The organism is Micromonospora sp. NPDC047620 (genome assembly GCF_043205005.1).
Taxonomy (GTDB): Bacteria; Actinomycetota; Actinomycetes; order Mycobacteriales; family Micromonosporaceae; genus Micromonospora.
Genome location: NZ_JBIDDG010000018.1, coordinates 45,184 through 60,856, shown reverse-complemented (window position 1 = coordinate 60,856; position 15,673 = coordinate 45,184). Strand labels below are relative to the sequence as shown.

12 protein-coding genes and 2 tRNA genes are annotated in these 15,673 nt (G+C 71.1%); 7 read left to right on the top strand and 7 right to left on the bottom strand.

Annotation, left to right across the window (positions count from 1 at the left end):
• Positions 1-90: 90 nt before the first annotated feature.
• Together ACGF5C_RS22335 and ACGF5C_RS22330 are read left to right on the top strand one after the other, a co-directional pair.
• A complete protein-coding gene (locus ACGF5C_RS22335) occupies positions 91-924 on the top strand; it encodes an enoyl-CoA hydratase-related protein (RefSeq protein WP_393304409.1) in 834 nt (277 codons plus the stop codon).
• Between the two features lie 16 nt (positions 925-940).
• Complete coding sequence (locus ACGF5C_RS22330; protein ID WP_393304407.1) at positions 941-1,423, top strand: SRPBCC family protein; 483 nt, start codon at positions 941-943, stop codon at positions 1,421-1,423.
• Between the two features lie 135 nt (positions 1,424-1,558).
• Here ACGF5C_RS22330 and ACGF5C_RS22325 read toward each other — a convergent pair whose 3' ends face one another.
• Positions 1,559-3,760 (bottom strand): MMPL family transporter, encoded by a 2,202-nt coding sequence (locus ACGF5C_RS22325; RefSeq protein ID WP_393304405.1) that lies wholly within the window; start codon positions 3,758-3,760, stop codon positions 1,559-1,561.
• A 348-nt stretch (positions 3,761-4,108) separates the two neighbouring features.
• Here ACGF5C_RS22325 and ACGF5C_RS22320 point away from each other — a divergent pair, with 348 nt between their 5' ends.
• Together ACGF5C_RS22320 and ACGF5C_RS22315 are read left to right on the top strand one after the other, a co-directional pair.
• Positions 4,109-4,777, top strand: coding sequence for a hypothetical protein (locus ACGF5C_RS22320; RefSeq protein ID WP_393304403.1), 669 nt, complete (start codon positions 4,109-4,111; stop codon positions 4,775-4,777).
• Positions 4,761-5,570, top strand: coding sequence for a class F sortase (locus ACGF5C_RS22315; RefSeq protein ID WP_393304401.1), 810 nt, complete (start codon positions 4,761-4,763; stop codon positions 5,568-5,570). The genes ACGF5C_RS22320 and ACGF5C_RS22315 overlap by 17 nt, the downstream gene beginning before the upstream one ends.
• Before the next feature lie 223 nt (positions 5,571-5,793).
• Here the strand turns inward: ACGF5C_RS22315 and ACGF5C_RS22310 are convergent, their stop codons facing one another.
• The 6 genes from ACGF5C_RS22310 to ACGF5C_RS22285 form a co-directional block, all read right to left on the bottom strand.
• Positions 5,794-6,441, bottom strand: coding sequence for an AAA family ATPase (locus ACGF5C_RS22310; RefSeq protein ID WP_393304400.1), 648 nt, complete (start codon positions 6,439-6,441; stop codon positions 5,794-5,796).
• A 69-nt stretch (positions 6,442-6,510) separates the two neighbouring features.
• Positions 6,511-7,371, bottom strand: coding sequence for a phosphotransferase family protein (locus tag ACGF5C_RS22305; protein ID WP_393304398.1), 861 nt, complete (start codon positions 7,369-7,371; stop codon positions 6,511-6,513).
• A gap of 381 nt (positions 7,372-7,752) precedes the next feature.
• Positions 7,753-8,703, bottom strand: coding sequence for a DUF817 domain-containing protein (locus tag ACGF5C_RS22300; protein ID WP_393304396.1), 951 nt, complete (start codon positions 8,701-8,703; stop codon positions 7,753-7,755).
• A 217-nt stretch (positions 8,704-8,920) separates the two neighbouring features.
• Positions 8,921-8,992: transfer RNA gene (locus ACGF5C_RS22295), tRNA-Pro, on the bottom strand.
• Positions 8,993-9,002: 10 nt separating this feature from the next.
• Positions 9,003-9,075, bottom strand: a tRNA-Lys gene (locus ACGF5C_RS22290).
• Between the two features lie 20 nt (positions 9,076-9,095).
• Positions 9,096-10,508, bottom strand: a complete 1,413-nt coding sequence (locus ACGF5C_RS22285; protein WP_393304394.1) for a hypothetical protein — start codon at positions 10,506-10,508, stop codon at positions 9,096-9,098.
• A 322-nt stretch (positions 10,509-10,830) separates the two neighbouring features.
• On the opposite strand from ACGF5C_RS22285, the gene argS reads away from it, so the two are divergent.
• The 3 genes from argS (at position 10,831) to ACGF5C_RS22270 (ending at position 15,644) form a co-directional block, all read left to right on the top strand.
• The gene (gene argS, locus ACGF5C_RS22280) at positions 10,831-12,549 is read left to right on the top strand and encodes an arginine--tRNA ligase (protein WP_393304392.1); all 1,719 of its coding nucleotides are present in this window, start codon (positions 10,831-10,833) and stop codon (positions 12,547-12,549) included.
• A gap of 88 nt (positions 12,550-12,637) precedes the next feature.
• Positions 12,638-13,651, top strand: a complete 1,014-nt coding sequence (mtnA, locus tag ACGF5C_RS22275; RefSeq protein WP_393304391.1) for an S-methyl-5-thioribose-1-phosphate isomerase — start codon at positions 12,638-12,640, stop codon at positions 13,649-13,651.
• 34 nt (positions 13,652-13,685) lie between these two features.
• Positions 13,686-15,644: a bifunctional aldolase/short-chain dehydrogenase gene (locus ACGF5C_RS22270; protein WP_393304389.1), complete on the top strand. Its 1,959-nt coding sequence runs from the start codon at positions 13,686-13,688 to the stop codon at positions 15,642-15,644.
• The last annotated feature ends 29 nt before the right edge of the window (positions 15,645-15,673 follow it).

Here is a 15,673-nt window from a genome sequence, read left to right as displayed (position 1 = left end):
TCAATGGTCTACTCAGGACAGCGGTCGGTGACCGAACAGCCGACCCGTCGAGCATTGCTGCGAGCGTTGACCTTGCTCTAGGGTGCCGGCGTGGACACGTACAGCGAGATCATCTACTCCGTTTCGGACCGGATCGCCACGGTCTCGCTCAACCGTCCCGAGGAACGCAACGGCTACACCCTGCGGATGGCCGACGAACTCGCGCACGCGTTCGACCGCGCCGACCGCGACGACGACGTCCGGGTCGTCGTCCTCACCGGCACGGGTGAGCACTTCTGCGCCGGGTTGGACATGTCCGTGACGGAGTTCGACACCCCCGACGACCCCGAGGCCGAGTGGGCGGAACCGGCGGGGCGGTGCTCGATGCGGATCTTCGCGATGAACAAGCCGGTCATCGCCGCGATCCGGGGCGCGGCCGTCGGCGCGGGAGCCACCATCATCCTGCCGGCCGACTACCGGCTCGCCGCCACCGACGCGCGATTCGGGTACGTCTTCAGCCGGCGCGGCATCTACGCCGAAGGCGCGTCCACCTGGTTCCTCCCGCGGCTGGTCGGGATGGGCCGCGCGCTCGACTGGATGATCAGCGGGCGGGCGTTCGACGCCGCCGAGGCGCTCTCGGCCGGCCTGGTGCACAGCGTCCACGAGCCGGAGCACCTGCTCGACAAGGCGTACCAGCTCGCGCGGACCATCATCGCCACCACCGCGCCGGTGTCCGTGGCGGTCATCCGGCAGATGCTGTACCGGACCAGCGCGCTGGACTCGCCGTACCCGGCGCACCGGCTGGATTCCCGACTCTCCGCCGAGGCTCTGACCAGCGCGGACGCGAGGGAGGGCTTCGACTCCTTCCGGCAGCGGCGCGCTCCGGCCTTCCCCGGACGGGTCAGCAGCGACCTGCCCGACCACCTCCCGTGGAGGAACGAATGACGTCTATGGTTGCGGCATGACTGCGCAGGCAGCCGGGCACGGTCCGGAAGTCGCCGAACAGATCACCGTCGCGGCACCGGCGGGGACGGTCTACGCGGCCGTCGCCGACGTACGGCGGATGGCCCGGTGGAGCCCGGAGTGCGTCGCGGTCTGGGTCACCCGGCGCGACAGCGGGCAGCCGCGACGGTTCGTCGGCTGGAACCGTCGCGGCCCGTTGCTGTGGTTCACCACCTGCCGGGTCGTCACCGCGACGCCGGGCAGCGAGTTCGCCTTCGACGTCACCACCTTCGGCCAGCCGGTGGCCCGCTGGGGCTACCGGTTCAGCGAGACCGACGGCGGCACCCAGGTGACCGAGTACTGGCAGGACCGGCGCAACGGGGTGGCCCACGTTCTCGGCCGGATCTTCACCGGCAGGGCGTCGGGCGACCGCCCGACCGTGAACCGGAACGGCATGCGGGAGACCCTGCGCCGGTTGAAGCGGGAGCTGGAAGCGGCCTGACCCCGCGGTGGCCGACCGCGTCACGCCGCCCGCCCGGTGCCGGTGTTCGGGACCGGAGGTGTGGTCACGCCCCTGACCCGACGCCGAAACCGGCCTTGACCCGAGGACGGGTAGGGCCGGGTTCGGCGGGCGGGGTCACGCCCCCGTCGTCACCGGCGTCAACTCCTGCTGCGGGGCCACGGGTAGGTCGTGCGACACGCGCGGGAGCCATTCCAGCCACCGGGGCAGCCACCAGTTCTTCTCGCCGAGCAGGGCCATGACCGCCGGCAGCAGTACCGCGCGGACGATCGTCGCGTCGAGCAGCACGGCTGCGGCGAGCCCGACGCCGAGCTGCTTGGGAGCGGCCATCGGCAGCGTGGCGAAGAGTGCGAACACGGCCACCATCACCGTCGCCGCGCTGGTGATGACCCCGGCCGTGCGGGTGATCCCCTCGGTGACCGCCAGCCGGGTCGGTAGTCCTCGGTCGTGGCCCTCCCGGATCCGGCTGACGACGAAGACGTGGTAGTCCATCGACAGCCCGAACAGGATGACGAACAGGAACAGCGGCATCCAGTTGGTGATGCCGTCGGTGGCGCGGAAGTCGAGCAGCGACTCGAAGTGACCGTACTGGAAGACGTAGACCAGCATGCCGTAGGCCGCGGCGACGGACAGCAGGTTGAGCAGCACGCCGGTGACGGCCACGACGACGGACCGGAACGACACCAGCAGGAGCAGGAAGGCCAGGCCGAGCACGAACCCGAAGACCAGCGGCAGGGACTTCGCGAGCTGGTCGTTGAAATCCTGGGAGGTGGCGGTGGCGCCGGTGACGCCGACCCAGGCGTCGGGAAGCCGGCCGAGCGTCGCCGGTAGCACGGTGCCGCGCAGGGTCGCCAGGGCCTCCTCGGAGGTACGGTCCCCGCCGGAGCCGGACAGCCCGACGCTGACGACGGCGACCGTACCGGCGGGGTTGACCTCGACCGTGATCGGCTCGTGCAACCGGCCGGTCGCCAACGCCTGCTCCTTGAACGCCGCCATCGCACCGTTCCAGGCCGGCCCCGTGACCTGCGAGGCCTTGACCACGACCTCGGCCGGGGCGGCGCCGCCTGGGAAGGCGGTCTGGATCGCCACGAACGCCTGCGCGATCGGCGCGCTCGGAGACAGGTCCTCGACGCCTTCCCCCTTCGTGCGCAGGTCCAGTGCGGGCGCGGCGAGCGCGCCGAGAGCCGCGGCGGCGAGCACCGCCGAGACCAGCGGGCGGCGCAGGACGAGCCGCAGAACCGTGCCCCACACCCGGCCGTCAGAACGGGTGCGGTACAGGACGGGGATCCGGCCCGAATCGACGCGGTCGCCGAGCGCGGACAGCAGCGCCGGCAGGACCGTCAGCGAGCCGAGCACCGCGGTCGCGACGACGAGGATGGTGCCGACGGCGAAGCTGACGAAGGTGGTGTCGCGGGTGAGGAACATGCCGGCCATGGCGACGATGACGGTCAGCCCGGAGATCCAGACCGACCGGCCGGAGGTCTGCGCGGCGATGACCAGCGCCCGCTGCGGATCCGAGCCGTTCCGGCGTTCGTCGCGCTCCCGGCGGATGTAGAACAGGCAGTAGTCGACGCCGACGGCCAGCCCGACGAGCAGCATGACGTGCATGGTGGTGTCGACGGTCGGCGCCAGGTGGCTGGTGAAGCCGAGCAGGCCGATCGCGGCGACGACGGCGGTGATGGCGAGCCCGACCGGCAGCAACGCGGCGGCGACCGCGCCGAAGGCGACGAACAAGATGCCGAGGGTGACCGGGATGGAGAGCATCGACAGCCTGGTCAGGCCGGCGTCGAGGTCGTCGCCGACGAGTTTGTCGCTGCTGGCGTCGCCGGCCTGCGCGATGTATAACTGCGGGTGCGCCCGCTGGACCGCGGCGACGGCGTCGAGGACCGGCCCGACTCGGTCCTTGGCGGTTCGCGGATCGCCGTGCATGGCAAAGGTGAGCAGCGCCGACTTCCCGTCCCCGGAGATCACCGGCGGATTCATCGCATCGGTGGCGCCGGTGGCCTGCACGGCGGCGGTGACCTCGGCGATGGCGGCCCGCCCTTCCGGACCGTCGACCGTCGACGTGCGCGAGCTGACGATGACCATCTCCCCGGCGTGCTCTGTGGGGAAGCCGGCCTGTTCGACGATGCGGTCGGCGTGGCCGGACTCGCCGAGGCCGAAGTCGCTGTCGGTCGCCTTGACGATGCCGACCTGCCCACTCAGGACGGTGACACCGACGACGAAGACCAGCCAGCCGAGTATGGCGAGCGTGCGGTGACGGGCACTCCATACCGCGACGTGCGCCGCGATGCCGGTGACGTCTTCCCTGGATCTCATGTCTCGAACGGTATGGAGCGCGACGGGGCGGGTCGATCCAGTGAGCCTCCTGGTGGGGGGTGGGGGCAGCCCTACCGCGACGACCGGGGCAGGCCGGCGGATCCCTCGCCGGCGGTGCGTAGGTGGCAACGAGCCGCGCAGGTGGCAGCGCCACCCGGCAGCATCTAGCCACTATCGGACTCAGGCGGACATAACGGTCCTTACACCCCAGGTGATGTGAACTAACTACTTATAGCACCTCAAGTACTACATGTTGCGAAACCCGGAAAAGTCCTCTTGTTTCACATGAACGGGCCTAACGTTCGTCATGGCTCGTCCTCCTGAGCCGACCAGAAGGGAGTGAGGAACATGTCGATGAGGTTTTTGACCAAGCTCGCCGGCGGGGTGGTGCTGGGCAGCGCCGCCCTGCTGCTCGCTGCGCCCGCCACCGCGCTCGCCGCGACCGACGACGGTCCCAAGGAGCCCACGGCCTCGAACCAGGGGCAGGCGAAGAAGAAGTCAGACGACAAGCCGAAGACCTTCAGCCTGCGCGACAAGAAGGGTAACGGGGTCACCTGCGCTACCAACAAGCAGATCAACGAGCAGAACATCAACCAGATCATCAAGGACAACACCATCACGAACAGCATCGTCACCTTCAACCTGTCCGCAGCGCAGTCAGCGTCGAACGACAACAGAACCCAGCCCAACAACATCGTCGTCTGCATCCGCGACCTCGACGTGGAGGTGGATGTCGAGACCGATCTGCTCGCCGACCTCCTCGGGATGGTCGAGGCCGGTATCGGCAAGGCTGGTTCGCCGGTGGGCCAGCCTGCCGGCGCCAGCGGCGCGTACGCGGGGCCGGACGGAGCCTGGGTGTTGCCGAGGACGGCCGGCGTCGCGGCCGGTGACGGTGGCGCGCTCTCCGACACCAACACCGGTGCTCTGACGGCGGCCGGTGCCGGCATGATGGGCGTTGGCGTGCTCGGTGGCATCGCACTGCTGCGTCGGCGGTCCGCCAATGGCACTGTCGCCTAGGGCGGCCAGGAGCGCCAGCGGCCGCCACGGTTTCCCGTGGCGGGCCGCTGGCCTCGTCCTGGTCGTCCTCATCACGCTTACCGGAGCAGGACTGATCACGTTCGCGGCCACGGCTCCTGATCCGGTCGGGCCGCCGCAGCCCGACCCCGCCGCCGCACCGCAGTCCCTGCTTTCACCGTTGGTGGACGAGCCCACCGCACCAGAGCCGACGCCGAGCGAAGCCAACGCGGCCTCCGGGACGACCCACGGCGAGGCGCACAGTGCTCGCGGCCGCCTCGAAGCCGATCCCGGGTCCACCGCGACCCGCCCGTCTCCCGCACCGAAGGTGGCCGGGATGCCGCGATCGCAGCCCACCCGGATCAGGATCCCGCGGATCGGCGTCGACGCGCCGACGCTTCCGCTCGGGCTGGACCGGAACCAGCAGATCGCGGTCCCACCGCTGGATCAGCCCAAGACGGCCGGGTGGTACAAGCTGGGACCAAGCCCCGGTGAGGTCGGGACCGCGGTGGTGGTGGGCCACGTCGACTCACGCGCCACGGGTCGGGCGGTCTTTTTCCGCCTGGGCTCGCTGAAACCCGGAGACACCATCGAGGTGCCCCGCCAAGACGGCAAGAAGGCCCGCTTCGTCGTCAACGGGGTGGCCCGCTACCCGAAGAAGAAGCTCCCGCTGAGCCTGGTCTACGGTCACACCGGCAAGGCGCAGCTCCGCGTGATCACCTGCGGTGGCGACTACGACAAGGCAGCGAAGTCGTACAAGGACAACATCGTGGTGTTCGCGACGCTGGCGCCCTGACCACAAACGTTCGCTGTGTTGGTGGCACGCCAGCCTCAGGACCAGCTCACCGCGAATGACGACCATGGAGCTGCGGTCGACGTCGTTCCTCGGGGTGGCGCCCCATGCCTCGACCAGGTCGTCGACCTCGCGCTCCTCCTGATCTCGGCGGCGGGCTGTCGGCGGCCAGTTGTATTTCCCCGGGCACGGCCAGTCGCAGAACTACGGAACGTGACCGGTGAGGTCATTTTCCAGCGTTCACGAAGGCAACGATCTCGTCGAGACCGGGTCGGTAACCGTCGCTGGTGTCCACTTCGAACTCGGGCACGTCGAGTCGGACGCGGTCGAAGCTGTCGTGGCCAGCCGTGTGCACGTGCTGGTCGATGAGGAATGCGTCGGCATGTGCGCGCCGGGTGGAGCTCTCCTCCTGCCGTTGCTGAATGCGGTCCCATGCCATCTCGGCCGCGATCTGGCAATGGACGACCCGGATGTCGGCGAGTTCGCCCAAGGGTCGCAGGTGCGGGCGCCAGAGCCGGTCCTGGAAGGCTGCCTCGGCCACCGTGGTGACGCCGGCCGTCAGGAGCAGTTCCAGTACCTGGAAGAACGTCGGCAGTGTCCGCAGGGTCAGCTCGTCGATCGGCGCGGCGATGAAGTCATCAGCCGCATGGACCATGCCCTCCTTGATCTCGTCCCGACAGATCGCCGGACAGCCGATCCTGCGGGCGAGTCGATGGGCGAGCGTGGTCTTACCCGCGCCGGGCGGACCGCTGACGACGACAAGAATCGGTTTTTTCCGCACCAGGTCATTTATAGCAGCGCTCGCGGCGGGACGGATCATCGTGCGCCGGTCATGCTCAACGCTCGGTCCGGCGGGAGGAAGGATCGGGCTCACCCCCTGACGGCTGATCGCGTAGCACCGCACGGGCGGCGTGTCACACCTGGACAGACCGTCGCGGCTCTCTCACGCTATTGACGGAAACAGCCAGGTCATCGCCTCCAGGCTCTTGCTCACGTATGCGTTCTGCCCGGTGTCGACTCCGTACATCACGTCCTCGAACAGAGTGCATCGGGCGTAGAAGACCGCCCGGCCGTGCAGGCCCGTGCGGTCGGGCCCAGGTGCGTCGTAACTGGTTAGGGCGAGGTCGAGGGCGTGTGGGCCAAGGTCGCGACAGATCAGGCCGAAGTCGTAGGCAGGGTCGGCGATGGCGGCGTCACTCCAGTCGATGATGCCGGTGACCTCACCGTTGTCAGGGTCGACGAGGACATGTTCGATGCCGAGATCATTGTGGGTGAACACCGAAGTGTGCGGTTCTGGCGGCGGGGTGGACCGGAAGAAGGCGTCGACGGCTGGCCGGTGTCGAGGTGGGATGTGCCCGGCGACAACTGAGTAGAACTCCTCGGCGTCGCGGTGCCACTCGGTCAGCGGCGTGTCGTCGATGTCGACCAGCCCGGCCACGCGGTCGGCGGGGATGGCGTGAAGAGCGCGGAGAAGGTCACCCAGGGCGGTCGCGACTGACGGGATCAGCGCCGCGCGCGATGCCTCACGAATCGACAGGAGTGGGCGGCCGCGTAGTTTGGGGTACGCCAGAACACCGGTTTCGGCCGCTGCGAGCAATGGTTGGGGCACCGGTAGAGGTGATGCGGGTGCGACCACCCGTAGCAATCGACATTCACGGGTCGCGCGGGCGGTGCGCTCGTCAGAGTCGGGGTCTTTGGAGATCCGGACCACGAGGTTGTCGTTCACCTCGTACGAAATGTTGTCCAGGCCTGCCCCGAGCGGGACCACCGACGTGACATGAATGTCGGGCAGGTGGGCGGACACCGTTCGCCGTACGGTTTCTTGATCGTCCCACTCGGATATGGCTGGGCCGGCTTGCCCGGGCATGGAGCCTCCAGGGTGCGCTGCGATGACTGACGTCGGGGATGACAGGCTGAGGCGGTCTCGGGTGTCTCCGCGTATGCAGCGGTGGCCGGTGGACGATCTATGCGCGACACCGTTGGCGTCGGCGTGGCCGGAAACCCACCACAGCGAGGCCGACGATCACGGTGACCACGCCGGCGGCCAACCAGCCGGGTGACCCGCCCGTGACGGGTTGACAGTCGGCGACGCACAGGATCGGCCTTGTCCGGATCAGGTCGGCCCCCTGCAGCGTCCACAACAGGCCAAGCAGGACGAGGCGTTCCGGCGACCACCCTCGCGGCCCTACGCCATCTCACGGCCACGCCCCTTCCGGTTGGGTGCGGGATGGGATGCGCCAGGGGCATCCCGCAGTCGGTGTCGCTCGCGGAAGTCGTACGGCTGCGGCGGCGAGATCCAGGTGACCATCACCACCGAGATGATCATGAGGAGGAACCACGACGCGAGCTTCTCCGGCGAAACCGGGTGCCAACCGCTCATCTGGCTCGGGTAGAGCCAAGCCTGCGACCAGGTGGCGATGTTCTCCGCGAGCCAGATGAAGAGGGCGACGAGGAGGAAGGCCAGCAGGAGCGGCATGCGCAAGCGGAACCGGAACACGCGGAACTGCATGACACAGCGCCCGAACACCAGCGCGACGACGGCGATGAGCACCCATCGCACATCCAGGACGTAGTGGTTGCTGAAGAAGTTGGCGTAGATCGCGGCGGCCACGACAGCCGTCACCCAGCGTCTCGGGTAACGCGCGAAACGCAGGTCGAACAGCCGGTTGACCCGGACCATGTAGGAGCCGACGGCGGCGTACATGAAGCCGCTGAAGAGGGGCACCCCGGCGAGTCGCAGGACCCCGTCTGGCGCGTAGGACCACGAGCCGATGTGGGTCTTGAACAGCTCCATGGCCGTGCCGACGAGGTGGAACAGGACCACCACTCGCAGTTCGCGCAGGGTTTCCAGGCGTCCAGCCACCATCGCGATCTGGATGGCGACCGCGGCGAGAGTCAGGAAGTCGTTGCGGGCGAGTGCCACGTCTGCCGGGTACCAGAGGTGCGCCGCGAGGATGACCGCCAGCATCGCCGCACCGAATACGCACGCCCAGGCCTGTTTGAGCCCGAAGACCGCGAACTCGGCCAGCCAGCAGATCGGCCCACGCTCAGGCAGCCGTGCCAGGACCGCGCGGAAGCGGGCATCGATCGCGCGTTCGGCCGTGGTCAGGGCGGCCGGTCCGGACGGGGTACGCATCACCGCGACGCTATCGGCCGGCCCAGCCCGAGCCCGCACCGGTGGGCGGTGCGTGCCCTGCTCGTCGTGCGGCAAGCGGGACGCGAAGTGACGAGCCCCGGAGCAGTCGCTCAGCGGAATCCGCCGCAGGTCACCCCGTCTGCTCAGCCGGCCGAAACTCGTGCACCACCTCGATCAGACCGACGAGGTGCCGGGCCGGCGGGTCGGCGGGGCGGAGATCCGTCGACCGGGCTCGAACCGGCGTCCTGCCGGTCCCTAGCCGGCTGCTCTACCGCTGAGCTACAACGGATCTCCGCGCGTCCCGGTCGGCTGGGCTCGAACCAGCGTCCACCCGGTTAAGAGCCGGGCGCTCTACCACTGAGCTACGACGGGCCGCCGACGATGCTCCCCGATCACTCCGGGCCCTGTCCACCGCGTTCCGGCAACGCGCTGGTCACGACGCCGGCGGGTACCTGGCGCTGTTCCCGGCCGGCCTTGGCCGGCTTGCCGGAGAACACTCCCTCGGAGCGCAGCACGGATGCCCAGACCGGGTCGGCGACCGACACGCCGTGCACCAGTTCCGGCGTCGGCCGGAACACGCCGATGTCGCCCACCGACCGCGGCCCCACCCAGCCCGATCTGGCGGGGTCGACACCGGCGTCCGCGCATGCCGCTTCCACGTCCCGGCGGGTGCAGGGTGCCGCCCCGTCGAGGACGTCCCAGGGCAGCGGCAGCCGCGTCCACACGCCCACGTCGGGGTGTGGTCCGCCGCCGGTGGAGCGGTGCCACGCGGCGAGGTCAGCGGCGATCAGCATCATCGCCTTGCCAGGGCAGGACACGTCCAGCAGGCCGATGCTGCCCGACGCTTCCAGCGTGTTGATCCAGGCCGCTCGGGCGGTGTTGTAGGCGCCGGACAGCAGGTTCCACGTGGACGAGTCGTTGCCCCGACGGACGATCATGGTGGCGCGGTCGAACTCGCTGGCCGCCCACACCCGCTCGAGTAGACCCGCGACCTGCCGCATCGTCGCCCACCACCGGCCCAGCAGCTCACCCCGTCGCGCCTCGGACAGCCGCGCGAGCACCTCCGGGCTCGGCCAGACCTGCGCGACCATCCACCAGTCGGTGCCCGGACTGTCGACGCAGCGGCGGAACAGCAGATCAGCGATCTCGTCGTAGGGGTTCTCCCGGCCGGACAGGGTGAACTCCCGCCGCAGCTTGCGCTTCGCCGTGAGGTAGGCGACGAAGCATCCCGCCCAGGGGTCGGCGACGAACGCGTCCCGGCCGATGTCCGCCGCGAACCCGGCCCGCGCGATCATCGTCAGCTGCCGCTTGCTCCACTCCGTCTCCAGTCGCCCTGCCTTCGCCGCCACCCGCTGGGCCACCCGGAAACGCCGGTTGTACTGCCGCTTCGAGATCTCGATCCCCGCCGAGGCCCGCGCCTCCCGGTTCAACCGGTCCCGCAGGAAATCCAACCGCCGCGCATCGATGGCGCCGAGGGACTCGCTGAGCTGGACGCTGAAGTCCAGCAGCGAGGCCGGGTCGTCCGCGTCGACATCGACACCAGGCAGCTCGAACAGCCGCAGCGCGGCGTCGACCTGTCGTCCGCCGCCGACGGGACGGGCGAAGTCGGCCGACATCGAACTCCAGCCGTTCCACCGGGACGCGGCCCGGGCCACCCGGCCCAACACCGTCCGCTCGCGCAGTCCCAGCCGGCCGCCGACGGCCCGCCACACCAGAAGCGCGACCTCCTCCGGCCGGCGCCGCTCGTCCAGCGACGCGTGCAGCGCGGCCAGCGCTTCGTCAGCGGACATCTCGGCAACAGACATGACCGCGATCCTGGCAGCGGTCGACACGTGCGGCAATCGCATTCGGACGGCCGCCGAACCTGGCGGAATCGGGGTGTCCCCGACCCGGCCGGCCCGCTACGCTCCGTGCATGACCAGCGCGACCGCTCAGTGCACCGGACCGTCGTATGACGTCCAGGTCGGTGCGGAGCGACGCCGGCGATCCGTCGCCCGCCCGCGCTGACCTTTTCCCGGCGACCGGCGGATCGAGCCGCCGGCCATCGCCGATCGTCCTCGGTCTGCCCGCATCTCCCCGTCCAACGGCCCGCGTGACAGCGCGGGTCCGAGCGAGATCGGCGTACCCATGGATCTTGAAAGGCTGCTCTCCGACCGGCTGGCACCGGCGTTCGCGACCGTGGCCGGCACCCCGGTCGACCCGACGGTGCGGCGTTCGCCGCGCGCGGACTTCCAGTCCGACGCGGCGCTGGCGCTGGCCCGGCGGCTCGGCCGCTCGCCGCGCGACCTCGCCGCCGAGGTGCTGGAACACGCGGCGCTCGACGACGTCTGCGCGTCGGCGGAGGTCTCCGGGCCGGGCTTCCTCAACCTGACCGTGGCCGACCGGACGCTGGCCGACCTGGTTTCCCGGCTGGCCGGCGACGACCGGCTCGGCGTGCCGCCGGCGGCGGCGCCGGAGACCGTGGTGGTCGACTACTCGGCGCCGAACGTGGCCAAGGAGATGCACGTCGGACACCTGCGCTCCACCGTCATCGGCGACGCGGCGGTACGGCTGCTGGACTGGCTCGGGCACCGCGTGGTGCGGGTCAACCACCTGGGCGACTGGGGCACGCCGTTCGGGATGCTGATCGAGCACCTGACCGACCTCGGCGAGGTCGAGGCGGCGCACGGGCTGTCGGTGGGTGACCTGGACTCGTTCTACAAGGCGGCCCGGGCGAAGTTCGACGCCGACGAGGCGTTCCGCGAACGGTCCCGGCGGCGGGTGGTCGCGTTGCAGGGCGGTGACGAGTCGACGCGGCGCCTGTGGCGACTGCTGGTGGAGCAGTCGGAGCGGTACTTCCTGTCCGTGTACGACCTGCTCGACGTGACGCTGACCGGGGGCGACTTCCGGGGCGAGAGCGCGTACAACGAGCTGCTCGCCGGCGTCGTCGACGACCTGGACCGGCTGGGGCTGCTGGTGCCCAGTGGCGGGGCGGACTGCGCCTTCCCGTCCGGGTTCACAGGCCGAAGCGGTGAGCCACTGCCACTGATCGTGCGCAAGAGCGACGGCGGCTACGGCTACCCGGCCACCGACCTGGCCGCGCTGCGGCAGCGCACCGGGGAGCTGGCCGCGACCCGGTTGCTGTACGTCGTCGGGCTGCCCCAGCAGCAGCACTTCGCGATGGTCTTCGCCGTCGCCGGGGCGGCCGGTTGGCTGCGCCCGCCCGCCCGGGCCGAGCATCTCGGCTTCGGCTCGATCCTCGGCGCCGACGGGCGGATGCTGCGCAGCCGGACGGGCGAGTCGGTGAAGCTGGTCGGCCTGCTCGAAGAGGCGGTGGCCCGCGCCACCGACCTGGCCCGGGCCAAGAACCCCGACCTGGACGCCGCAGCCGCCGCCGAGATCGGCCGGGCCGTCGGCATCGGCGCGATCAAGTACGCCGACCTGTCCACCGACCGCGCGCGGGACTACGTCCTGGACTGGGAGCGGATGCTGTCGCTCGACGGCAACACCGCGCCCTACCTCCAGTACGCGTACTCCCGTATCCGGTCGGTGTTCCGGCGGGCCGGGACGGCCCCGCCGAGCGGCGCGCCAGTCGTGCTCGCCGAGCCGTCGGAGCGGGCGTTGGCGATCGAGCTGCTCGGCTTCGCCGGGGTCGTCGGCAAGGTGGGGCGGAGCCTGGAGTTCCACCACCTCGCCAGCCACCTGCACCGGCTCGCGACCGCGTTCAGCGCGTTCTACGAACGCTGCCCGGTGTTGCGCGCCCCCGACGAGCTGCGGCAGAGCCGGCTGCTGTTGGCCGACCTGACCGCCCGGACACTGCGGCAGGGGCTGCACCTGCTCGGCATCCGAACCCTCGAACGGATGTGACCCCACGGCGTGGTCACGGACAGCGGGGAGGTAGCGGGGGAGCGGGTGACCACCGTAGGTTATGGGCTCCGGACAGCGAGGGGTGTGGATGCGGACCATCGACTGGCGGGACGGTCTGATCATCGCGATCGACCAGACCCGGCTGCCGCACGAGGTCAAGTTCCTGGAGATCGGGACCGTCGAGGAGTTGATCGCGGCGATCCGGTCGTTGGCGATCCGGGGCGCACCCGCGATCGGTGTCGCCGGGGCGCTCGGCGTGGCCCTCGCCGCCCGGCTGTATCCCGACGACCCGGCGGAACTGGGACGGGCCGTCGACGCGATCCGGGCGGCCCGCCCCACTGCCGTGAACCTCGCCTGGGGCGTCGACCGGGTCCGCGTCCGGCTCGAGGCCGAGGGCGCGGAGGCGGCCCTCGCCGAGGCCCTGACCGTGCTGGAGGAGGACGTCCGCTGCTGTCGTGCGCTCAGCGAGCGGGGTGCCCGCTGGCTGGTCGAGACGGTGGGGCCGCAGGTGGCGGTGCAGACCCACTGCAACGCCGGGGCCCTGGCCACCGTCGAGTGGGGCACCGCGCTGGGCGTGGTCCGGTCCCTCCAGGAGCACGGGGCGCTGGCCCACGTGTACGCCTCGGAGACCCGCCCGCTGCTGCAGGGCGCGCGGCTGACCGTGTGGGAGCTGGCCCAGATCGGCGCGCCGCACACCCTGGTGGTGGACTCGGCCGCCGCGTCGGTGCTGGCCCAGGGCCTGGTCGACGCGGTCGTGGTCGGCGCGGATCGGATCACCGCCAACGGCGACGTGATCAACAAGGTGGGCACCTACCCGCTGGCCCTGGCGGCGGCCCGCGCCGGGGTGCCGATGGTGGTCGCCGCCCCGGAGTCGACCGTCGACCTGGCCACCCCGACCGGCCGGGACGTCCACATCGAGGTACGCGCCCCCGAGGAGATCACCGCTCTCGGTGCGGCGGACCTGGCCCCGAAGGGCACCGGTACGCTCAACTACGCCTTCGACGTGACCCCGGCGGACCTGGTCACCGCCATCGTCACCGAGCGTCGGGTCATCCTGCCGGCCGCCGGCGGCCGCCCCGACGACCCCACCGCCCGGGCCTGACCAACCCCGACCCCTCCCGCGAGGAGCCGCCCCCATGCTCGACCGCTGGTCCGCCGCCGACGCCCCGGACGCCTCGGATCCGATCGCGCGACTCGTGTACGCGTCCCGGCTGCTCGGTGCCGACACCGACCTGGTGTTGCACGGCGGGGGGAACACCTCGGTCAAGACGACGGTCACCGACCTCACCGGGGAGCCGGTGGAGGTGCTCCACGTCAAGGGCAGCGGCTCCGACCTGGCGACCATGGAGGCCTCCGGCTTCACCGCGCTGGGGCTGGACCGGCTGCGGGCGCTGCTGCGGCTGGAGCGGCTCGCCGACAGCGACATGATGAACGAGCTGCGCTGCGCCCGCCTCGACGCGACCGCGCCGGACCCGAGCGTCGAGACGCTGCTGCACGCGCTGCTGCCGTACCCGGCTGTGCTGCACAGCCACGCCGACGCGCTGCTCGCCCTGACCAACCAGCCGAAGGGTGACCGGCTGGTCGAGGAGGTCTACGGCGACAGCGTCGTCGTGGTCCCGTACGTCATGCCCGGTTTCGACCTGGCCCGGCTCTGCGCGGAGCTGTACCCGGCGCGCGCCCACGCCGGCACGGTCGGCGTGGTCCTGCTCAACCACGGGCTGTTCACCTTCGGCGCGGACGCCGAGGAGGCGTACCGCCGGCACATCGAGCTGGTCACCCTGGCGGAGGAACGGACGGCCCTGCCGCGCCCCCGGGTCGCGCCGGCCACGCCCCGTCCGGTCGACCGGCTGCGCCTGGCCCGGCTGCGACACGAGGTCTCCACCGCGGCGGGCGCCCCGATGCTGCTCAGCCGCTACGAGGACCCGGCCGTGCGGGCGTTCCTCGACCGGCCCGACCTGGCGGCCGTCGCCACCCGCGGCCCGGTCACCCCGGACCACGTGCTGCGCACCAAGCGGATCCCGCTGGTCGGCACCGACGTGGCCGGGTACGCCGACGACTACCGCCGGTACGTCGAGCAGAACCGCTCCCGGGCCCGGACGGCGCTGACCACGCTCGACCCCGCGCCCCGGGTGATCCTCGATCCGGAGCTGGGGATGCTCACCGCCGGCCGCCGGGCGGCCGACGCCGTGATGGCCCGGGACATCTATCGGCACACCGTCGACGTGATCGAGGCGGCCGAGTCGGTCGGCGGCTACCAGGCACTGTCGGCGCAGGACATCTTCGACATCGAGTACTGGGAGCTGGAGCAGGCGAAGCTGCGGCGGGGCGGCCCGGTGCCGGAGTTCGCCGGCGAGGTGGCCGTGGTGACCGGGGCTGCCTCGGGCATCGGCCGGGCCTGCGCCGAGGCGCTCCAGGCCCGGGGGGCCTGCGTGGTGGCCCTGGACCGGGACCCGTCGGTCGCCGCGTCGGACGGCCCGGCCCGGCTCGGCCTGACCGTCGACGTCACCGACTCCGCGGCCGTCGACGCCGCCCTCGACACGGCGGTGGACCGGTTCGGCGGGGTCGACATCGTCGTCGCCGCCGCCGGGATCTTCCCGGCCAGCCGGGAGATCGCCGGGCTGGACCCGGCCGACTGGCAACGCACGATGGCGGTGAACGCGGAGTCGGTCGCGTACCTGTTCTCCCGGACCCACCCGCTGCTGGCGCTCGCGCCCCGGGGCGGGCGGGTCGTCGTGGTCGCCTCGCGCAACGCCCTGGCCCCCGGGCCCGGCGCGGTCGCCTACTCCGCATCGAAGGCGGCGGTGACGCAGGTGGCCCGGGTGGCGGCGCTGGAGTGGGCGACCGACGGCATCCGGGTGAACGTGCTGCACCCCGACGCGGTCTTCGACACCGGGCTGTGGAGTGCGGAGTTGCTGGAGGCCCGGGCCCGGCGCTACGGGTTGACCGTGGCGGAGTACACGCGCCGGAACCTGCTCCGTACGGAGATCACCAGCGCCCGGGTCGGCGACCTGGCCGCCACGCTCTGCGGGGAGACGTTCGCGGCCACCACGGGCGCGCAGATCACCGTGGACGGGGGGAACGAGCGGGTGATCTGAGGGCGTGCTGTCACAGATCGGGCCTCGCC